General features: G+C 72.8%; 16 protein-coding genes. 9 read left to right on the top strand and 7 right to left on the bottom strand.

What is annotated here, in order from left to right; genetic code table 11:
- Window positions 1-2 precede the first annotated feature (2 nt).
- The 3 genes from ACIQMV_RS10065 (at window position 3) to ACIQMV_RS10075 (ending at window position 5212) form a co-directional block, all read left to right on the top strand.
- Window positions 3-2384 carry a xanthine dehydrogenase family protein molybdopterin-binding subunit gene (locus ACIQMV_RS10065; RefSeq protein ID WP_141357038.1) on the top strand — a complete coding sequence of 794 codons (2382 nt, stop codon included), beginning with the start codon at window positions 3-5 and terminating at the stop codon, window positions 2382-2384.
- A 153-nt stretch (window positions 2385-2537) separates the two neighbouring features.
- On the top strand, window positions 2538-3995 hold the full coding sequence (locus ACIQMV_RS10070) for an NCS2 family permease (protein WP_402592270.1): 1458 nt from the start codon (window positions 2538-2540) through the stop codon (window positions 3993-3995).
- A 65-nt stretch (window positions 3996-4060) separates the two neighbouring features.
- Window positions 4061-5212 carry an XdhC family protein gene (locus ACIQMV_RS10075; RefSeq protein WP_402592271.1) on the top strand — a complete coding sequence of 384 codons (1152 nt, stop codon included), beginning with the start codon at window positions 4061-4063 and terminating at the stop codon, window positions 5210-5212.
- A 16-nt stretch (window positions 5213-5228) separates the two neighbouring features.
- On the opposite strand, the gene ACIQMV_RS10080 is transcribed toward ACIQMV_RS10075, so the two are convergent.
- The 3 genes from ACIQMV_RS10080 to ACIQMV_RS10090 form a co-directional block, all read right to left on the bottom strand.
- Window positions 5229-5669 carry an SRPBCC family protein gene (locus tag ACIQMV_RS10080; protein ID WP_141357032.1) on the bottom strand — a complete coding sequence of 147 codons (441 nt, stop codon included), beginning with the start codon at window positions 5667-5669 and terminating at the stop codon, window positions 5229-5231.
- 182 nt (window positions 5670-5851) lie between these two features.
- Complete coding sequence (locus ACIQMV_RS10085; RefSeq protein WP_402592272.1) at window positions 5852-6637, bottom strand: polysaccharide deacetylase family protein; 786 nt, start codon at window positions 6635-6637, stop codon at window positions 5852-5854.
- Between the two features lie 122 nt (window positions 6638-6759).
- Window positions 6760-7062 (bottom strand): DUF3040 domain-containing protein, encoded by a 303-nt coding sequence (locus ACIQMV_RS10090; RefSeq protein WP_141357028.1) that lies wholly within the window; start codon window positions 7060-7062, stop codon window positions 6760-6762.
- Window positions 7063-7211: 149 nt separating this feature from the next.
- Here ACIQMV_RS10090 and ACIQMV_RS10095 point away from each other — a divergent pair, with 149 nt between their 5' ends.
- The 3 genes from ACIQMV_RS10095 (at window position 7212) to ACIQMV_RS10105 (ending at window position 9598) form a co-directional block, all read left to right on the top strand.
- Window positions 7212-7853: a phosphoribosyltransferase gene (locus ACIQMV_RS10095; protein WP_402592273.1), complete on the top strand. Its 642-nt coding sequence runs from the start codon at window positions 7212-7214 to the stop codon at window positions 7851-7853.
- A gap of 14 nt (window positions 7854-7867) precedes the next feature.
- Complete coding sequence (locus ACIQMV_RS10100; RefSeq protein ID WP_141357024.1) at window positions 7868-8368, top strand: TIGR03668 family PPOX class F420-dependent oxidoreductase; 501 nt, start codon at window positions 7868-7870, stop codon at window positions 8366-8368.
- Window positions 8369-8458: 90 nt separating this feature from the next.
- The gene (locus tag ACIQMV_RS10105) at window positions 8459-9598 is read left to right on the top strand and encodes a winged helix DNA-binding domain-containing protein (RefSeq protein WP_402592274.1); all 1140 of its coding nucleotides are present in this window, start codon (window positions 8459-8461) and stop codon (window positions 9596-9598) included.
- Between the two features lie 126 nt (window positions 9599-9724).
- On the opposite strand, the gene ACIQMV_RS10110 is transcribed toward ACIQMV_RS10105, so the two are convergent.
- The 3 genes from ACIQMV_RS10110 to ACIQMV_RS10120 all read right to left on the bottom strand — a co-directional run bounded on the left by ACIQMV_RS10110 (window position 9725) and on the right by ACIQMV_RS10120 (window position 15244).
- A complete protein-coding gene (locus tag ACIQMV_RS10110; protein ID WP_402592275.1) occupies window positions 9725-10510 on the bottom strand; it encodes a S1 family peptidase in 786 nt (261 codons plus the stop codon).
- Between the two features lie 297 nt (window positions 10511-10807).
- Complete coding sequence (locus ACIQMV_RS10115; protein WP_402592276.1) at window positions 10808-13648, bottom strand: AAA family ATPase; 2841 nt, start codon at window positions 13646-13648, stop codon at window positions 10808-10810.
- Between the two features lie 759 nt (window positions 13649-14407).
- Window positions 14408-15244 carry a response regulator transcription factor gene (locus tag ACIQMV_RS10120; RefSeq protein WP_402592277.1) on the bottom strand — a complete coding sequence of 279 codons (837 nt, stop codon included), beginning with the start codon at window positions 15242-15244 and terminating at the stop codon, window positions 14408-14410.
- A gap of 135 nt (window positions 15245-15379) precedes the next feature.
- Here ACIQMV_RS10120 and ACIQMV_RS10125 point away from each other — a divergent pair, with 135 nt between their 5' ends.
- A complete protein-coding gene (locus tag ACIQMV_RS10125) occupies window positions 15380-17053 on the top strand; it encodes an AMP-binding protein (protein WP_402592278.1) in 1674 nt (557 codons plus the stop codon).
- An 11-nt stretch (window positions 17054-17064) separates the two neighbouring features.
- Window positions 17065-18672: an AMP-binding protein gene (locus ACIQMV_RS10130; RefSeq protein ID WP_402592459.1), complete on the top strand. Its 1608-nt coding sequence runs from the start codon at window positions 17065-17067 to the stop codon at window positions 18670-18672.
- Between the two features lie 99 nt (window positions 18673-18771).
- On the opposite strand, the gene ACIQMV_RS10135 is transcribed toward ACIQMV_RS10130, so the two are convergent.
- On the bottom strand, window positions 18772-19437 hold the full coding sequence (locus tag ACIQMV_RS10135) for a DUF4097 family beta strand repeat-containing protein (protein ID WP_402592460.1): 666 nt from the start codon (window positions 19435-19437) through the stop codon (window positions 18772-18774).
- A gap of 234 nt (window positions 19438-19671) precedes the next feature.
- On the opposite strand from ACIQMV_RS10135, the gene ACIQMV_RS10140 reads away from it, so the two are divergent.
- On the top strand, window positions 19672-20427 hold the full coding sequence (locus ACIQMV_RS10140; RefSeq protein ID WP_402592279.1) for a helix-turn-helix domain-containing protein: 756 nt from the start codon (window positions 19672-19674) through the stop codon (window positions 20425-20427).
- Window positions 20428-20702 lie beyond the last annotated feature (275 nt).

Here is a 20702-nt window from a genome sequence, read left to right on the forward strand (position 1 = left end):
GCATGGCGGCCAACGGCGCTCCCACCAAAATCACCCAGGGCTCGCGGACCAGGGGCGGCATCGGCGAGTCCACGCTCCGCCCCGACGGCATCCTCAAGGTCACCGGCGAGTTCGCGTACTCCTCCGACATGTGGCACGAGGACATGCTCTGGGGCCAGATCCTGCGCTCCACGGTCGCGCACGCCGAGATCGTCTCGATCGACACCGCCGAGGCCCTCGCCCTGCCGGGCGTGTACGCCGTGATGACGTACGACGACCTGCCCACCGAGGTGAAGAACTACGGCCTGGAGATCCAGGACACCCCGGTCCTGGCCCACGGCAAGGTCCGCCACCACGGCGAGCCCGTCGCCGTCGTCGCCGCCGACCACCCCGAGACCGCCCGCCGCGCCGCCGCCAAGATCAGGGTGGAGTACCGGGAACTGCCGGTGATCACCGACGAGGCCTCCGCGACCGCGCCGGACGCGATCCTCGTCCACGAGAACCGCACCGACCACCACGCCGGCCACGTCCCGCACCCCAACGTCGTCCACCGCCAGCCGATCGTCCGCGGCGACGCCGAACAGGCGGCGAGGAGAGCCGACTTCGTCGTCAAGGGGGAGTACCACTTCGGCATGCAGGACCAGGCCTTCCTCGGCCCCGAGTCCGGGCTCGCCGTGCCCGAGGAGGACGGCGGCGTCCACCTCTACATCGCCACCCAGTGGCTGCACAGCGACCTGCGCCAGATCGCGCCGGTGCTCGGCCTGCCGCCGGAGAAGGTCCGCATGACGCTGGCCGGCGTCGGCGGCGCCTTCGGCGGGCGCGAGGACCTGTCGATGCAGATCCACGCCTGCCTGCTGGCGCTGCGCACCGGCAAGCCCGTCAAGATCGTCTACAACCGGTTCGAGTCCTTCTTCGGACACGTCCACCGCCACCCGGCCAAGCTGTACTACGAGCACGGGGCCACCAAGGACGGCAAGCTCACCCACGTCAAGTGCCGGATCGTGCTGGACGGCGGCGCGTACGCCTCCGCCTCCCCGGCGGTCGTCGGCAACGCCGCCTCGCTCGGCATCGGCCCCTACGAGGTCGACGACGTCGACATCGAGGCCATCGCCCTCTACACCAACAACCCGCCCTGCGGCGCCATGCGCGGCTTCGGCGCGGTCCAGGCGTGCTTCGCCTACGAGGCGCAGATGGACAAGCTCGCCGACGCCGTCGGCATGGACCGGGTGGAGTTCCGGCAGCTGAACGCCATGTCCCAGGGCACGATCATGCCGACCGGGCAGCCGGTCGACTCCCCGGCCCCGGTCGCCGAACTCCTGCGCCGCGTCAAGGCGATGCCGATGCCGCCGGAGCGCCAGTGGGAGAGCTCCGAGGGCGCCGACGTGCGGCAGCTGCCCGGCGGCCTGTCCAACACCACGCACGGCGAAGGCGTCGTACGCGGGGTGGGCTACGCGGTCGGCATCAAGAACGTCGGCTTCTCCGAGGGCTTCGACGACTACTCCACCGCCAAGGTCCGCATGGAGGTCGTCGGCGGCGAGCCGGTCGCCACCGTGCACACCGCGATGGCGGAGGTCGGCCAGGGCGGCGTCACCGTCCACGCGCAGATCGCCCGCACCGAGCTGGGCGTCACCCAGGTGACCATCCACCCGGCCGACACCCGGGTGGGCAGCGCCGGTTCGACGTCCGCCTCCCGGCAGACGTACGTCACCGGCGGCGCCGTCAAGAACGCCTGCGAGCTCGTGCGCGAGAGGGTCCTGGAGATCGGGCGCCGCAAGTTCGGCTCCTTCCACCCCGCCTGGGCCACCGCCGAACTCCTCCTGGAGGGCGGCAAGGTCGTCACCGACGGCGGCGAGGCCCTCGCCGACCTGGTGGACGTCCTCGAGGACGAGGCCGTCGAGGTGGAGGAGGAGTGGCGGCACCGGCCGACCGAACCCTTCGACCTGCGCACCGGTCAGGGCAACGGCCATGTGCAGTACTCCTTCGCCGCGCACCGCGCGGTCGTCGAGGTGGACACCGACCTCGGCCTGGTGAAGGTGATCGAGCTGGCCTGCGCCCAGGACGTCGGCAAGGCGCTCAACCCGCTGTCCGTCGTCGGCCAGATCCAGGGCGGCACCACCCAGGGCCTGGGCGTGGCGGTCATGGAGGAGATCGTCGTCGACCCGAAGACGGCGAAGGTGCGCAACCCGTCCTTCACGGACTACCTCATCCCCACCATCCTCGACACGCCGACCATCCCCGTCGACGTGCTCGAACTCGCCGACGACCACGCGCCGTACGGGCTGCGCGGCGTCGGCGAGGCCCCCACCCTGTCGTCCACACCCGCCGTCCTGGCGGCGATCCGCAACGCGACGGGGCTGGAGCTGAATCGCACGCCGGTCCGGCCGGAACACCTCACCGGCATGTGAGCCCACGGCGTCCGAACCGATGAACCCCCGGGGGGAGTCCGCCCCCGGGGACCCCAACTGTTCGTCTCGGGCCGTCCCCCGGGTCGTCCATTCCCAGATCCCGCATGCCGTCGACGGCGTCGGGTGTCCCTGTGAACCTTGGGAGATGGCCCCATGACCCAGCAGTCAGTGGAGCCGAGGACCACCGCCGAGGACGCGGGCGCGGGCAGCCGCGTCCCGGCGGGCCGGTCCTGGCTCGACCGCTACTTCCACATATCCCGGCGGGGATCCACGGTCGCGCGTGAAGTGCGCGGCGGCGTCACCACCTTCATGGCGATGGCGTACATCCTGCTCCTCAACCCGCTGATCCTGTCCGGCAAGGACGTCGCCGGCGACACCCTCGGCCAGAAGGCCCTGATCACCGCGACCGCGTTCGCCGCGGCCCTCACCACCCTGCTGATGGGCCTCGTCGGCAGGGTGCCGCTCGCCCTCGCCGCCGGCCTGTCCGTGTCCGGCGTCCTGTCCTCGCAGGTCGCGCCGCAGATGACCTGGCCGCAGGCGATGGGCATGTGCGTGGTCTACGGCGTGGTCATCATGCTGCTGGTGGTCACCGGCCTACGCGAGATGATCATGAACGCCATCCCGCAGGCGCTCAAGCACGGCATCACCATCGGCATCGGCCTGTTCATCGCGCTCATCGGCTTCTACAAGTCCGGCTTCGTGCACCAGGGCAAGTCCACCCCGCTCGCCCTCGGCCCGGCCGGCGAACTCGCCGGCTGGCCGGTGCTGCTCTTCGCCTGCACCCTGCTGCTGATCTTCATGCTCCAGGTCCGAAACGTCCCCGGCGCCATCCTCATCGGCATCGTCGGCGGCACCGTGGCGGCGGCCGTCCTGAACGGGGCGGGCGTCATCAAGTCCGGCGCCTGGGCGGGCGGCGCGCCCGTACTGCACGGCAGCGCGGTGTCGATGCCCGACTTCTCGCTCTTCGGGCACGTCGAGTTCGGCGGCTGGGGCCAGGTCGGCGCGATGACGGTCGGCCTGATCGTCTTCACTCTGGTCCTGGCCGGCTTCTTCGACGCGATGGCCACCATCATCGGCGTCGGCACCGAGGCGAAGCTGGCCGACGCCGAGGGCCGGATGCCCGGCCTGTCCAAGGCGCTGTTCATCGACGGCGCGGGCGGCGCGATCGGCGGCGTCGCCGGCGGATCCGGGCAGACCGTGTTCATCGAGTCGGCGACCGGCGTCGGCGAGGGCGCCCGCACGGGCCTCGCCTCGGTCGTCACCGGCCTGTTCTTCGCGGCCTGCCTGTTCTTCACCCCGCTCACCGCGATCGTCCCGCAGGAGGTCGCGGCCGCCGCGCTGGTGGTCATCGGGGCCATGATGCTGATGAACGCCCGGCACGTGGACTGGGCCGACCGGTCCACCGCGATCCCGGTCTTCCTCACCGTGGTCCTGATGCCGTTCACGTACACCATCACCACCGGTGTCGCGGCCGGGGTCGTCTCGTACACCGCCATCAAGGCCGCCCAGGGCAGGGCCCGGGAGATCGGCGCCTTCATGTGGGGCCTGACGGCGGTCTTCCTCGTGTACTTCGCACTCAGCCCCATCGAGAGCTGGCTGGGCGTGCGCTAGCGGCGCCCACCGCCCACCACCCGCCGCCGACGCGCCCCCCACGACCGCCGCAAGGAGACCGACAGATGCTGGACATCGCCGAGGAACTGGACCGGTGGGTCGCGCAGGGACGCGACTTCGCCGTGGCCACCGTGGTGGCCGTCGGCGGCAGCGCACCGCGCCGGCCGGGTGCCGCCCTCGCGGTCGACGCCGACGGCACGGCCATCGGCTCCGTCTCCGGCGGCTGTGTGGAGGGCGCCGTCTACGAGCTGTGCCGGCAGGCGCTGGAGGACGGCGAAACCGTCCTGGAGCGCTTCGGCTACAGCGACGAGGACGCCTTCGCCGTCGGACTGACCTGCGGCGGCGTCATCGACATCCTCGTCACACCGGTACGGGCCGCCGATCCGGCCCGTACCGTGGCCGCCTCCGCGCTGGCCGCCGCCGCGCGCAGGGAGGCGGCGGCCCTCGCGCGGATCGTGTCCGGTCCGGCCCGGCTGCTGGGCAGGGCACTGCTGGTCCGCCCGGACGGCTCCTGGGAGGGCGGCCTCGGAGGCCATCCGGAACTGGACCGCACGGTCGTCGGCGAGGCGTCCGCCTTCCTGGACGCCGGACGCACCGGCACCCTGGAGATCGGCGAGCGGGGCTCGCGCTGCGGCGCCCCGCTCACGGTCCTCGTCGAGTCCGCGGTGCCGCCACCCCGGATGATCGTCTTCGGCGCGATCGACTTCGCCTCGGCGCTGGTGCGCATCGGCAAGTTCCTCGGCTTCCACGTCACGGTGTGCGACGCCCGGCCCGTCTTCGCCACCCGGGCCCGCTTCCCGGAGGCCGACGAGATCGTCGTCGAGTGGCCGCACGAGTACCTGGCCCGCACCGGGGTCGACGCCCGCACGGTGCTGTGCGTCCTGACCCACGACGCCAAGTTCGACATTCCCCTGCTCAAGCTGGCGCTGCGCCTTCCGGTGGCCTACGTCGGCGCCATGGGCTCCCGCCGCACCCACCTCGACCGCAATCGCCGCCTGCGCGAAGTCGGCGTCACGGAGCTGGAGTTGGCGCGGCTGCGGTCCCCGATCGGCCTCGACCTGGGCGCCCGTACGCCCGAGGAGACGGCCCTGTCGATCGCCTCCGAGATCGTCGCCGACCGGCGCGGCGGCAGCGGTGTGTCCCTCACCGGAGCGCACACCCCGATCCACCACGACGGCGTGCCCGCGGCCACCGAGCGGATCGGCTGGGTGGCCTGACGGTACGTCAGCCCTCTCAGGGCTGCCTGAGCAGCCGGTTCAGCGCCCGCCCGAACACCGACCGGGCCGCGCCGCGCAGGGGTTCGTCGAACAGGCCCGGCAGGAAGCGGACCCGCAGTTCCTCCCGCCACACCACCCGCGTACGGCCCCCGGGGCCGGGCCGCACCTCGAACTCGGCCCAGCCCAGCACCACTCGGCCCCGCTTCTCCACCCGGCACAGCCCCGGCTCGCCGTCGGCCGGCGGGCGCCAGACGGTGACCTCCATCGGATCGTCGAAGCCGAGCGGACCGATCCCCGAGCGGGCCACGAACACCGTGCCCTCCCGGGTCGGCGCGGACGTGACCACGTTGATACGGGTCAACGGCACCGTGTCGGCATGCCGCGACCACCGCGTGATCCGCCGCCACGCCTCGTCGAGGGGGAGCGGCGCGGTGCGTTCGAGCGAGAAGTTCACCACGCCACGATCGTAGGCAATCGGGGGCCTCCTCTTGTGCGTTCGCCTCCCGCTCACACGGTTGGCTCATCGCCCGGCCCTTCCGCGTATGCACCCGATCACGGGGAGCGCTACCGGATCCGTCTCGGCAGCGGTGGCTGAACCGGGCCACGCGTCAGGAGCGCGGCCCGGTGCCGCGGGTCGTCCTACGGCCGGTAGACCTTGCCCGGCTCCGCCCTGCCCGGCGCCAGCAACTGCGGCACGGTGACGAAGACGTACCCCCGCTCCTTCAGCGCGTCGATGATCCCGGGCACCGCGGGCACCGTGCCCGCGTAGATGTCGTGCAGCAGGATGATCCCGTCCCGGGAGGACTGGTCGAGGACACGCTGGGTGATCAGCGCGGAGTCGGTCGTGGTGTAGTCCTTGGCGGTCACGCTCCACAGGACCTCGGCCACGCCCAGCTCCTCGCAGATCCGGTGCACGGTGTCGTCGGTGCGGCCCTGCGGCGGCCGCATCAGGGTCGGCTTGTGCCCGGTCAGCCGCTCTATCTCCTCGTTCGGGCGCTGTATCTCCTCGCGTACGCGCTCCGCCGGTATCCGGGTCAGGATCTGGTGGTCCCAGGTGTGGTTCGCCACCTCGTGGCCCTCCGCGGCCATGCGGACGACCAGCTCCGGGTACTTCTCGATGTGCCGGGCACCGAGCAGGAAGAAGGTCGCCGGTACCTGTTTCTCCTGGAGGATGTCGAGCAGCCGGGCGGAGTTCTCGCTCGGCCCCGCGTCGAAGGTCAGCGCGATGCACTTGGCGTGACGGCAGTCCACCGTGCCGAACCCGGCCGGCGCGCCCGCCGCGGGGTGCGCGCGGGCCGCGCTCGGCGCCGTGCCGCCGCGTGCGCAGCCGCTCAGCGTGAGACACGCGGCCGTCAGTGCCGCCAGTGCCGTCGATGCCCGGAACCGGGCCCCCGTTTTCGTCGTTTTCCTGGTCACACAAGGCATGCCGGGACTCTATGCGGCGTGTAGAGACGCGGTGTATAGCAGGGTCGAATAACTGATCGAAAGCGAAGGTCTGGGCGGGTCGAACGGGCACCACGGCGGGGACCGGGCCTGTCGGCGGTATGTCAGGACTCGGCCCGGCGGCACAGCAGCCGCAGGACGGAGAACAGCGTCACCGGCCACACCGCCGCGAACGCCCAGATCACGCCCGGCTCCGCGGTGACGGCACCGGCCGTCAGGAGGGCGGCGGAGACCGCCACCAGCAGCACCACGGTCCACATCCCGGGAGCGTAGGACGCCACCCGGGAGAGGGCCGGTGGTCTGCGCGCCGACCGCAGTCGCCGGACCAGACGGCGGTCACGGCTGAGGGCGCGTTCTATCTCGTTCAGGATCCGCTGTTCGCGGTCGGGGAGTCGGCCTGTCGACACTGTTGCTCCTACGGGGAACCGGTCTGCCGTGAGTCCTCTCCGACTGCCCCTCACACCTCGGCCTAACCGGCCGGCCGGCGGCGCCGGCGGGATGTGGACGGCCGGGCCCCGCGGGGTACCCGGCACTCGGGGCGGAAGGAGAGACGCCCATGAGGTTCCGTGACCGCGCGCAGGCCGGCCGGCAACTGGCCGAACGGCTGCGCCCCCGGTACGAGGCGGGCGCACTGCCCGACCCCGTGGTGCTGGCGCTGCCCCGCGGCGGCGTCGCGGTGGCCCGGGAGGTCGCACGGGTGCTGGACGCCCCGCTGGACGTGGTCGTGGTCCGCAAGATCGGCGCCCCCTCGCAGGAGGAGTACGGCCTCGGCGCCATCGCCGGGGACGATCCGCCGCTGTTCGACAAGACGGCCCTGCACCTGCTCGGCCTGACCGAGGAGGACCTCGCCCCGGTGGTGGAGCGCGAACGTGCCGAACTGCGCCGCCGAGCCCGGCGCTACCGCCATGGCCGCCCCGCCCCGGACCTGCGCGGACGCACCGCGATCGTCGTCGACGACGGCCTGGCCACCGGCTCCACCGCCCGCGCCGCGCTGCGGCACGTCCGGCGCGGCGCACCCGCGCGCACCGTCCTCGCCGTCCCCGTCGGCGCCCCCGACGCCGTCCGCGCGCTGAGCGGCGAGGCCGACGAAGTGATCTGCCTCCACCAGCCGCCCACCTTCACCGCCGTGGGCGTCTGGTACGACGACTTCGAGCAGTTGACGGACGAGGAGGTGCTGCGGGCCCTGACGGACGGCTGAGAGGAGGCACGCCCGTGCCCCGCATGGACCCCGGCGAGGCACGCCGCCGGTTCCTCGCCGCCAGGGTGGCGCGGCTGGCCACGGTGGACGCGGCCGGCCGCCCGTACCTGGTGCCCACGGTGTTCGCTGCCTTCGGCGACGACGGCATCGTGACGGCCGTCGACCGCAAGCCGAAGACCACGACCCGGCTCAAGCGCCTGCGGAACATCGAGGCCACCGGGTCCGTGTCCCTGCTGGCGGACGACTACGACGAGGACTGGAACCGCCTGTGGTGGGCCCGCGCCGACGGCGACGCCCGGATCGTGCCACCCGACGCGGAGGACGAACGGACCGTGGTGCGGTACGGGACCGCGCTCGCCCGGCTGCTGCGCAAGTACCCGCAGTACCGCGAGATCCCGCCGGACGGACCGGTGATCGCGATCACCGTCCGCCACTGGACGGGCTGGTACGCCACCGAACCGCCCGCCGCCGGCCCCGGCGGCCAGGACCCCGGTGACCGAGGGCCGGGACCCTGACGCAAGAGGGCAGAGGGCGGAGGACAAACGAAAAAGGAGGACGGACGAAAGAGGACAGATGCTGTCCTCAAGGGCCGCTACCGTGCGGACATGACGAAGACGACGACCACCGCGTCGGCCCCCGTGCTGGGCGTGCACGCCCTCAACCGGGCGACTCTCGACCGGCAGTTGCTGCTGCGCCGCGCACCGCTGCCGGCCAAGGCGGCCGTGGAGCACCTGGTGGGCCTTCAGGCGCAGAACGTCAAGCCGCCGTACTACGCCCTCGCCGCCCGCCTCGACGGCTTCGCGCCGGAGCGGCTGTCGGAGCTGATGGCCGGCCGCGAGACGGTCCGCATCGTCACCCTGCGCTCGACCATCCACACCCACACCGCCGACGACTGCCTCACCCTGCGACCGCTCGTCCAGGGCGCTCGCGAACGCGAACTCAACCAGTTCCGCAAGGGTCTGGACGGCGTCGACCTCGACCGGCTCACCGTGCTCGTCCGCGACCTCGTCGAGACCGAGCCGCGCACGATGACACAACTGCGCGCCGCGCTCGGCGCCGAGTGGCCCGACGCCGACCCACAGGCCCTCGGCGTCGCCGCCCGCTGCCGGCTCCCGCTGGTGCAGGTCACCCCGCGCGGACTGTGGGACAGAAGCGGGCAGGTCGTCCTCACGACCGCGGAGCACTGGCTCGGCCGGCCCACGGGCTTCCCCCCAGGGCTCGTGGAGGGGGACGACCCCACCGCCCTGGAAGCCACCGTCCTGCGCTACCTCGCCGCCTTCGGTCCGGCCTCCGTCCGGGACATGCAGACCTGGGCGGGCCTGACCCGGATGCGCCCCGTCTTCGAACGCCTCCGCCCCCGGCTCGTCACCTTCCGGGACGACCGCGGCGCCGAACTGTTCGACCTTCCCGACGCTCCCCGTCCCGACCCGGACACCCCGGCACCGCCCCGCTTCCTGCCCGAGTTCGACAACCTGCTCCTGTCCCACGCCGACCGCGCCCGCGTGGTGCCCGAGCGGTACCGGGGCCGCAACGCGCAGGGGAACCTGGCCCATCGCACCCTCCTCGTCGACGGGTTCCTGGCGGGGGTGTGGAAACCGGAGGGCGACACGCTGGTGATCGAGCCCTTCGGCCGGCTGACCAGGGACCAGCGGCAGGACGTGACCGCGGAGGCCGAGCGCATGCTCGCCGTCCTGCACCCGGGTGCGGCGTACGACATACGGTTCGGGACCGTCGTGGGGCGGTGAGCGCCCGGCGGCCGGGACGCGGACCCCGGTGGTGGCGGTGCCGGGGCCAACGAGGCCATGGAAAGGGGGCGTTGCGGGCCGCTCGTGGTGGCTCGCAACGCCCCCTGGCTTTCACCGGGGCACGGCTCAGGTCAGGACCTGTTCGGTCACGAGGCTGGAGAAGGAGGCCAGCCGGGTGTAGACACCCGGCCGGCCCGCCTCGGCACAGCCGTTGCCCCAGGAAGTGATCCCTGCCAGGACGCCCCCGATGAGCAGGGGACCGCCGCTGTCGCCCTGGCAGGTGTCGATGCCGCCGGACGGATATCCGGCGCAAACCATGTCGCTCGCGACGAAGTCGGAGCCGTAGGAGTCGCGGCACTCGGTGTCGGACACGACGGGTACCGTCGCCGTCCGCAACTGGCCGGAGGAGCCGCCGTTCTCGCCCGTGGTGCCCCAGCCCAGGACGCGGGCCGTCATGCCGGGCGCGTACACCCCGGTGCCGGTGGGGGAGACGTACGCCGCCGTGGCATACGGCATCGGCGTCGCCAGGGTGAGCACGGCCACGTCGCCGCCGTCGACGACGTCCGTGTAGCCGGGGTCGAACCAGATCCGGCTGACCTCGCTGACCGTGCCGTCCGTGCCGTCGAGGTGAGTGCGTCCGCCCACCACCCGCAGCTTGCCCGGGGTCTCGCCGACCACGCAGTGCGCGGCGGTGACCACCTTCATGGGCGCGACCAGGGTGCCGCCGCAGAACTGGCCGCCGGTCGCGTCCGTGATCTGCATGACGAACGGGTACTCCGCCGTCGTGGTCGTCGTGCCACCGACGACGGGCCTGGGGGCGGCGACCGCCGAGGGGGCGGTGGGCAGCGCGGCCGCGGCAGCGCCGAACGCGACCGCGGCGGCGGTCCGTCTGGCGCGGGTGAGGCCGAACATGCGTCTCCTCGGGGCAGGCCGGTGGGGGATCGCGCGGGCGGGGAAGCACGGGGGCCGTGGGGTCCGTGTTCGGGTCCCGTGTGCCCGGGCGAGCGGCACGCCCCTTACGCTAGGACCGGGCCCACCCTCCTCCAATGAGGGAACTCCCTAGGGGAGTCGGGCAGGGAAATCCCTCGGTCCCACCCCGGTGGCCGCCGGTGGGCCCCGGTGGTCCGCCCTCGTCCCGCGGCGCGCTCCGGTGCCGGTCCTCACTGCGTTCACGCGGTCGTCCACGCGGTCAGTCAACCCGCGCCGCGCTCACTTCGCGCGCCGGCCTGCCGCCAATCGGACGATGTCGACGCGCGAACGGATCCCCAGCTTGCGGTAGACCCGGGTCAGGGTCGCCTCCACCGTCTTGACGCTGATGAACAGCCGCGCCGCGATCTCCCGGTTCGTCGCGCCCTCCATGACCAGCGCCGCCACCTGACGCTCCATCGCCGCCAGTCCGTCCAGCGCCGCCGGGGCCACCTCCGGCTGCTGCTTCGGCCGGGCGGCGGCGGCCTCCTCCACCCGGCGCAGCCACGGCAGCGCGCGGCAGCGCCGGAACAGCCGCGCCGCCTCGTCGTACGACGTCGGCCCAGGCACGGGGGCCGCCCCTGCCCGGCCGACTCCCAGGGCCGGGGCGAGGGTGCGCAGCCGGGCCAGCGCGAACGCGGCGCGGGCCTCCTCCAGACCGTTGCCGAGCTTCGCCAGCCGGTCCTGCGCGGACGTCAACTGGGCCACGGCCGCGTCCTGTTCGCCGCGGGCCGCCCGTACCTGCGCCTCGGACCGGTCGAGTACGGCCAGCACGCTCTCGCGGCCGAGCCGCAGCGCGTGCTCGCGGGCCACGTCGATGACGCGCTGGGCCTCGGCCCGCTCCCCGGTCCGCACCAGGGCCTCCGCGAGGTCGCCGTGCCAGCGGCCGCGTGCCGGATCGGTGATGCCGAGCCCCAGCTCCAGCTCCCGCACCCGGCGCAGCGCCGTCACGGCGGCCTGGTCGTCCCCGGCCACCAACTGGGCGTGCCCCAGGGCGGTCAGGGCGCGCGAGAGATACATCTGGTCGCCGTCCTCCTCGGCGTGCCCCACCGCCTCCCGGGCCAGGGCCAGCGCCCGGTCGGTGCTGCCGCCGGAGGCCTCGGCGAGGGACGCCAGCGTGGCCGAGGCGCTCTCGCCGATGCCGGTGTCCCGGGCCATCCGCAGACTCTCGCGGGCCAGGTCCAGGGCCCGGCCGCAGTGGCCGGAGCGCAGTTCGGTCTCGGCGAGCAGACGCAGGAAGTGCACCTCGCTCTCGACCATGCCGCGCCGCCGGACCTCGCGCAGCAGCGCGGTGATGGTCGCCCGGGCCTCGGCCAGCCGGTCGCTCATCAGCAGCCAGCGGTAGCGGGCCGATCCGACGCCGTTGTGATGGCAGGCGACGTACGGGTCCTGAGGCTCCCTCAGCGCCCGCTTGATGGTGGCGGGGGCGTTCGGATGCCCCATCAGGGTCTCGGTGGAGGCCTGGAAGGCGAGCGCCATCAGCTCGGTGCGCCGGTCCCGGCCGCGCTCCGCCAGTTCGGCGGCGTGCGCGGCCTCCTGGCGGGCCTCGGCGAAGTCGCCCTCCACGACCAGCCCGCGCCAGGCCAGTTGGTAGTGGACCAGGGCGAGCAGCCGCGGGTCGTCGCCCGCGTCGGCCAGGGCCTGCGGGAAGACGATGTCGACGTCCCCGAGGGCCTGGCCGGCCGACTCGATCACCACCATCCAGGCCCGCACGCGTTCGGCGGGCACGGTGGCCCGGGTCAGCACCTCGCGGGCGATGTCCCGGGCGAGGTCCACCTCGCCGGCCGTGATGGCGTCCTCGGCGGCCTGCAACCGCCGGCCGTCCGGTCCCGGCCCGCTGCCGGCCGGGGTGTGCCGGGCGGCGAGCAGGCCCAGCGAGGCGGCCACCGAGGGCGCCCCGCGGTCCCGGGCCAGCGCGGCGGCCTCGGCGAGCCGGGCGGCCACCTCCGGGTCGGTGCCGGTGGTGGCCAGCGCCAGGTGCCGGGCCCGCTCGATGGGGTCGGGGGCGGCGGTTGCCAGCGCTGCGTGGGCGGCACGCCGCTCCTGGGCGGGGGCCTCCGCGTAGAGCGCGGCCGATATCAGCGGGTGCGCGAACCGTACGGCGGGGTCTTCCGGCTCGGTGGCCAGCAGCCCCAGTTCGGCGGCCTGCGCGCACTCGACCTCGGCGTTGCCGCGGCCGGCCGCGTGCAGCAGGGCGGGGGTGGGGCGGGCGCCGGCACTGGCCACCAGCAGGGTGCGGCGGGCCTCGTCCGACAGCATCTCCAGCCGGCTCAGGACGAGGGCGCGCAGCGAGGTCGGCACCGGCAGCGGCTCGCCCGGCCGGGGCGGGGTGGGGCTCTCGGCCAGGGCGCGGCCCAGTTCCAGCGCGAACAGCGGGTTGCCGCCGCTGGTGCGGTGGATGTCGCGGACCGTGGAGCGGGACAGGCCGGCGTAGCCGCGGTGGCCGAGCAGCGAGGAGACCTGGGTACGGGTCAGCGGGCCCAGCCGGACGGAGAGGGTGTCGGGCGGGCAGGCGCGCAGATGGCGGTCGTACTCCTCCTCCTCGGTCCGCACCGCGCACAGCATCTGCACGGGTGTCTCGCCGAGGCGCCGGGCGGCGAAGCCGAGGAGTTCTGCGCTGGCCGAGTCCAGCCACTGGAGGTCGTCGGCGACGATCAGGACCGGGCCCTTCGCGGCGAGCGCGCGGAGCGTGGAGAGCACGGCCAGGCGCAGGGCGAGGCCGTCGCGCTGGAGGGTGGACTCGCCGCGGCCGGTGAGCGCGGACTCCAGCGCGGTGTGCTGGGCGGCGGGCAGCTTTCCGGACACCTCGTCCAGGACCAGGCCGAAGAGGTCGGCCAGGGCGAGGAAGGGCAGGTGGGATTCGGACTCGGTGGCGGAGCAGCGCAACACGGTGCGGGCGTTCGGGGCATATTCCGCGGCCAATGCCCGCAGCACCGTCGACTTTCCTATTCCGGCCGGCCCGTGCAGCAGCACACTCCCACCGCGCGCGAGCTGCTCCCGCGCCGCCGCGGACGGCTCCTCCTGGCCGATGACCAGGTCGGAACGGCAGCTCGCAGGGCCCTTGAAGTCCCGTCGCACGGTCACCGCTCCCCTCGAGTGTCGTGTTCGGGCCAAATTCTAGGCAACCCGCCCGTGAATTTCGGACAGCCAGGGTGGTGAGGGAAATAACAGCGCCCGGAGCAGGCCCATATTCAAAGCACCGCTGAATGAATACGCCTCCCCACGAGCAGAGCCCTCCGACGGTACCCCCGCCACACCCCCACGAACACTCCCGTACCGGCCTTCCCACCCGGGCCACCGGCCTCTACGGAAGCCGCTCCCACCGGCGCGTGCCGGGGCCCTGACCCCGACCTGGGGAGGATCCACGCCCCGGCCCCCCGCTGCCGGTAGGCCCGCGGGGGTGCGGGTTTCCGCCGGCGCCTGCCGGAGCCCGGCCCCCGGCCGGTGCCGGAAGGTCCGCCACCCGGGCTGTGCCTGCCTCCCGGGCTGTGCTTGCCACCGGGCTGTGCTTGCCACCGGGCTGTGCCTGCCTCCCAGGCTGTGCTTGCCACCGGGCTGTGCCTGCCTCCCGGGCTGTGCCCGCCACCGGGCTGTGCCTGCCCACCGGGCTATGCCCGCTTCCCGGGCTGTGTCTGCCCACCGGGCTGTGCTTGCCACCGGGCTGTGCCTGCCTCCCGGGCTGTGCCCGCCACCGGGCTGTGCCTGCCCACCGGGCTATGCCCGCTTCCCGGGCTGTGTCTGCCCACCGGGCTGTGCTTGCCGCGGGCTGCGCCTGCCCACCGGACTGCGCCCCCGCCCACCCGCCACTAGCCCCGCACCCCTCGCGGGCCAAGTCCCCCGCCCCTACGGCAGTACCCCCGCCCGGCGGGCCGTCGCCACCGCCTCGCCTCTGGTGTGGGCGCCCAGTTTGCGCATGGCCGCGCGGAGGTAGCTCTTGACGGTTTCCGGGCTCAGGCCCAGGCGGGTCGCCGCTGCGGCGTTGGTCGCGCCGGCGGCGACGCAGGTCAGCACGTCGATCTCGCGGGGGGCCAGGCTCACGCCCGCCACCGGGGCAGCCGCCGTGGTCAACAGGCCGCAGGCGTCGAGGAGTTCGGCGCGCAGGCCGGGGTCGGCGATCCGCGGGGCCAGGGCGCGCAGGGCCGCGTGGGCCTCGCGGACCTGCTCCCAGGCGACCCCGTCCGCGGGGTCAGGCGCGGGCGCCGCACGGGACGCCGCCAGCAGGTCCCGCGCCTGCTCCTCCGCCACCAGCGCCTGCTCCACGTCCCGCGCCGCCTCCACGGCCGCGCTCAGCGTCCGGTCGCCCAGCGGCTGGGCCGTGCGCAGCGCGCCGTACAGCACGCCGTGCACCCGGCGCCGTACGACCACCGGCACGGCCAGCACCGAGCGCAGCCCCTCCGCGGCGACCGGGACGTCGTACTCGTGGCTGATCCGCGGGGACAGCGAGTAGTCCGTGACCGCGCACGGGCGGGCGAGCGCAACCGCCTTGCCGCCGAGCCCGTTGCCGGAACTCACCGCGAGCGCCCTGAGCGCGAGCGTCGTCGTGCCGGTCAGCTCGCTGATCCGCACCCGCGGCCGGCCCGGCTCGACCAGGCCGCCGAAGGCGACCGGGAGGCCCGTCGCACGCCGCAGCCGTACCAGCGCACCGCGGATCTCCGCCGCCCCGGACGCCTCCGTCCTCACCGCTCGCCCCTTCGCCGTGGACCGTCGTGGACCTTCCCGCCCACCACACCCCCGTTCGGGGGTGGTGAGACGCACATCACGGATTACACGATGGCAGAGAGCCGCCCGGCAATGGTCCGGAACCTAGGAGGACAGATGACGACGGCGACGGAGCTCTTCCGCAGGGCACGGGACTTCCTGCTGGAACACCGTGAGGACTACGCCACCGCCTACGCCGGCTTCGAGTGGCCCCGCCCCTCCCACTTCAACTGGGCACTGGACTGGTTCGACGCCGTCGCCGAGGGGAACGACCGCACCGCCCTGCACATCGTCGAGGAGGACGGCACCGAGACCCGCCTCTCCTTCGCCGAGATGTCCGAGCGTTCCAGCCGCGCGGCGAACTGGCTTCGCGACCGCGGTGTCGCCGCCGAGGACCGCATCCTCGTCATGCTCGGCAACCAGGCCGAGTTGTGGGAGACCGCGCTCGCCGCGATGAAGCTGCGCGCGGTCGTCATCCCCGCCACCCCGCTGCTCGGCCCCGCCGACCTGACCGACCGCGTCGAACGCGGCCGGGTCAGGCACGTGATCGCACGTGCCGCCGACACCGCGAAGTTCGCCGACGTCCCCGGGGCCTACACCCGTATCTCGGTCGGCGGCCTGCCGGAGGAGGGCTGGGAGCCCTACGAGGACGCGTACGCCGCCCCCGCCGAGTTCGTCCCGGACGGGCCCACCCTCGCCGACGACCCGCTGATGCTGTACTTCACCTCGGGCACCACGGCCCGCCCCAAGCTGGTGGAGCACACCCACGTCTCGTACCCCGTCGGGCACCTGGCGACCATGTACTGGATCGGCCTGAAGCCTGGCGACGTGCACCTGAACATCTCCTCGCCCGGCTGGGCCAAGCACGCCTGGTCGAACCTGTTCGCGCCGTGGAACGCCGAGGCGACCGTCTTCATCCACAACTACACCCGCTTCGACGCCGCCCGGCTGATGGCCGAGATTGACCGCGCGGGCGTCACCACCTTCTGCGCCCCGCCGACGGTGTGGCGCATGCTGATCCAGGCCGACCTCACCCAGCTGCGCACCCCGCCCCGCGCGGCCGTGGCAGCGGGCGAACCGCTGAACCCCGAGGTCATCGAGCAGGTCCGGCGTGCCTGGGGCGTGACCATCCGGGACGGCTTCGGGCAGACCGAGACCGCCGTGCAGGTCTCCAACAGCCCCGGCCAGCCGCTGAAGACCGGCTCCATGGGCCGGCCCAGCCCCGGCTACCGCGTCGAACTGCTCGACCCGGTGTCCGGCGCGCCCGGCGCCGCCGAGGGCGAGATCGCGCTCGACCTGTCCGCGTGCCCGGTCGGCCTGATGACCGGCTACCACGGCGACCCGGACCGCACCGCGGAGGCGATGGCCGGCGGCTACTACCGGACGGGGGACGTCGCCTCCAGGGACGAAGAGGGATATCTCACGTATATCGGACGTTCCGACGATGTCTTCAAGGCGTCCGACTACAAGATCAGCCCGTTCGAGCTGGAGAGCGCCCTGCTGGAGCACGAGGCCGTGGCCGAGGCGGCGGTCGTACCCGCGCCGGACCCGCTGCGTCTGGCGGTGCCGAAGGCGTACGTCGTCCTCGCCGAGGGCTGGGAGCCCGGCACCGGCACCGCGAAGGCGCTCTTCGAGCACTCCCGGGAGGTGCTCGCCCCCTACAAGCGCATCCGCCGCCTGGAGTTCGGGGAACTGCCCAAGACCGTCTCCGGCAAGATCCGCCGGATCGAGCTGCGCGAGGCCACGGCCGAGGGCTCGGCGAACGAGTACCGCGAGGAGGACTTCCGGTGAGCGCACTCGCGGTGATCGAACCGTCCTACGCCCACGGCACCAGCGGCACCCCGCTGCTGGGCGACACCATCGGCGCCAACCTCGACCGGGCGGTCGCCGCCTTCGGCGACCGCGAGGCGCTCGTCGACGTGCCCTCCGGACGCCGCTGGACCTACGCCGAGTTCGGCGCCGCCGTCGACCAGGTGGCGCGCGGACTGCTCGCCAAGGGCGTGGCCAAGGGCGACCGGGTCGGGATCTGGGCGGTCAACTGCCCCGAGTGGGTGCTCGTCCAGTACGCCACCGCCCGCATCGGCGTGATCATGGTGAACATCAACCCGGCCTACCGGGCCCACGAGGTGGAGTACGTGCTCCGGCAGGCCGGCATCTCGCTGCTGGTCGCCTCGCCGGCCCACCGGGGCACCGACTACCGGGCGCTGGTCGAGCAGGTCCGCGGCAAGTGTCCCGAGCTGCGGGAGACCGTCTACATCGGCGACCCGTCGTGGGACGCGCTGACGGCCGCCGGAGCCGATGTGGCGGTTGATCAGCCAGCGGCGATACAGGCCGAGTTGAGTTGTGACGACCCGGTCAACATCCAGTACACCTCGGGCACCACGGGCTTTCCCAAGGGCGCCACGCTCTCCCACCACAACATCCTCAACAACGGCTACTGGGTGGGTCGTACGGTCGGCTACACCGAACGGGACCGGATCTGCATCCCCGTGCCGTACTACCACTGCTTCGGCATGGTGATGGGCAACCTGGCGGCGACGTCGCACGGCGCGTGCATGGTCATCCCGGCGCCGTCCTTCGAGCCGAGGGCCACCCTGGAGGCCGTGCAGCAGGAGCGCTGCACCTCGCTGTACGGGGTGCCGACGATGTTCATCGCGGAGCTGAACCTCCCCGACTTCGCGTCGTACGACCTCACTTCCCTGCGCACCGGCATCATGGCGGGCTCGCCCTGCCCGGTGGAGGTGATGAAGCGGGTGGTCGCCGAGATGCACATGGAGGAGGTCTCCATCTGCTACGGCATGACCGAGACCTCGCCGGTCTCCCTCCAGACCCGGATGGACGACGACCTCGAACACCGCACCGGCACGGTCGGCCGCGTACTGCCGCACCTGGAGGTCAAGGTCGTCGACCCGGCTACCGGCGTCACCCAACCCCGTTGCACGGCGGGCGAGTTGTGCACCCGCGGTTACAGCGTGATGCTCGGCTACTGGAACGAGCCCGAGAAGACCGCCGAGGCCGTCGACCCGGGCCGCTGGATGCACACGGGCGACCTGGCGGTGATGCGTGAGGACGGGTATGTCGAGATCGTCGGGCGTATCAAGGACGTGATCATCCGCGGGGGCGAGAACATCTACCCGCGCGAGATCGAGGAGTTCCTCCACGGCCACCCGAAGATCCGCGACGTCCAGGTGGTCGGCGTGCCGCACGAGAGGTACGGCGAGGAGGTGCTGGCCTGCGTCATCCCGCTGGACGCGGCCGACCCGCTGACCCTGGAGGACCTGCGGGCCTTCTGCGAGGGTCGGCTGGCCCACTACAAGATCCCGAGCCTGCTGCGGGTCCTGGACTCCTTCCCGATGACCGTCTCCGGGAAGGTGCGCAAGATCGAACTGCGCGAGAAGTACGCCCTGTGAGCGGACGGCCGGCGTCCCGGGCACCTGTGGTGCGCGGGACGCCGGCCGTGCGGTTCACCGGCCGGGGGTACGGTCCGGACGGTCCTGGCTCTGCTCCCTTCACAGGCTGCGGGCGGTGATGTCGCCGTGGGAGGTGGTGGCGCGGATGTCGAGTTCGGCGCTGCCGTCGTTCTTGAGGGTGTTGCTGACGCGGCCGTGGCCGGTGCCGGCGTCCAGGGTGGCGGAGACGCCGCCGGCGGCGGCGACCGAGATGTCGCCGGACTGGGTGCGGAGCACGACCGTGCCGCGCACGGCCTCGGTGATCCGGATGTCGCCCCTCGCGGTGCTGATCTCCGCGGGGCCGTCCAGCCGGCCGACCTCGACGTCGCCGTCGATCGCGGTGAGACGGACGCTCGCGGCCTCGTCGATCTTGATCTGACGGTACGCCCCCTCGAAGGCGACGTCGCCGAGGCGGCCGACGCCGCGGAGCTCGGAGCCGGCGGCCTTGACCTCGACGCGGGAGCCGGCGGGCAGCTGGACGGTGACCTCCAGGGATCCGGAGGGGCCGAAGAGCTGGTTCTTGGGCTCGGCGGTCCGGATCCGCAGGACGCCGTCGGCGTAGGCGACGGTGGTCTGCTCGGCGGTCTGGACGTCGCGCTTCTTGGAGGGGTTGGCGGGCAGGACCTCGACGGTGGTGTCGGCGCGGTCGGCGGCGATGAACTGGACGCGTCCGGCGGGGATGTCCAGGACGGCGGAGATCGGGGCGGGGCTGTCGAACTTCTGCATCATGCTCTCCCGTGCTCGCTCGTTGTTTCCGATGCCAGAAACGCTACGTTGCTTTCCAGAAGCCATCAACACGCTCGTTGCATAGAATTGATATCAGTGCAGGTAGAGGCCGAAAAAGTGTTGCAACGGGCTCATCGGTAACGCAACGACGACTGCTCCGATCATTGCAATGGGTGATGAGTGAACGCTAGGGTGGAGGTGGGACCACCACGAAGGATCACCAAGGAGACCGCGATGCCGGGAGGCAGGCTCACCCAGCAGGAGCGCCAGCAGATCGCGCTGGGGCTGGCCGACAGCCTCCCCTACGCCGAGATCGCCCGCCGCCTCGGCCGTCCGACCTCGACGGTCACGCGTGAGGTGATGCGCAACGGCGGCCCCACCGCCTATCGCGCCGACCTGGCCCACCGCGCCACCGAACACCGCGCTCGCCGGCGCGGGCCCGCCCCCTCCCGCGGGTCGGATTCGGTCCCCCAGCCGCACGGGCGCGACGCCGGGGCCGTGGCCGAGTACGAGGAGACACTCACCACCGTCCTCATGGCCTCGGGCCTGCCCAGGATGACGGCCCGGGTGCTGACCTGCCTGTTCACCACGGACGCGGGCAGCCTCACCGCGTCCCAGCTCGCTCAGCGCCTCCAGGTCAGTCCGGCGTCCATCTCCAAGGCGATCGCCTTCCTGGAGAGTCAGAGCCTCGTCCGCCGGGAACGCGACGAACGCCGCCGCGACCGCTACATCGTCGACGACGAACTCTTCTACCAGGCGACGATCGCCAGCGCCCGGTCCAACGACCAACTCGTCGAGACCGCACGTCAAGGCGTCGCCGTCCTCGGCCCCCGCACCCCCGCCGCCGCCCGCCTCGAGAACATCGCCCGCTTTCTCGACTTCATCAGCGAAAGCATCACCCGCGCCGCCGAGCAGGCCCGCGAGGTCCTCCACACCAAACCCGGGACAACCTCGACCGACTCCGCTCAGTCAGGTCCGGGTCGCGCATAGACAGCCGTCCCGAACGTCACACCCGGCCCGATCGGCGCGCTGAGCGTCACCGTCACCCGTGAGCGCCTTCGTCACCCTGGGTGGCGCGGTTCTCCGGGCGCCCCGGCCTGCCGGGCGCGCGTCCCGTGAGTCTCCGTCGAACCGCCGCCCGTCCGGAGTTTCCGCCGCCCGAGGCCGCCCCTTGCCCACTCTTGACGCCCTTTGCGGGCCGCACTTACATTGCTTCCAGATAGTAGAAAGTAGTTTCCGCTATACGGAATAGTCACAACCGCGGG

This window comes from Streptomyces sp. NPDC091412 (assembly GCF_044756885.1).
Classification (GTDB): Bacteria; Actinomycetota; Actinomycetes; order Streptomycetales; family Streptomycetaceae; genus Streptomyces.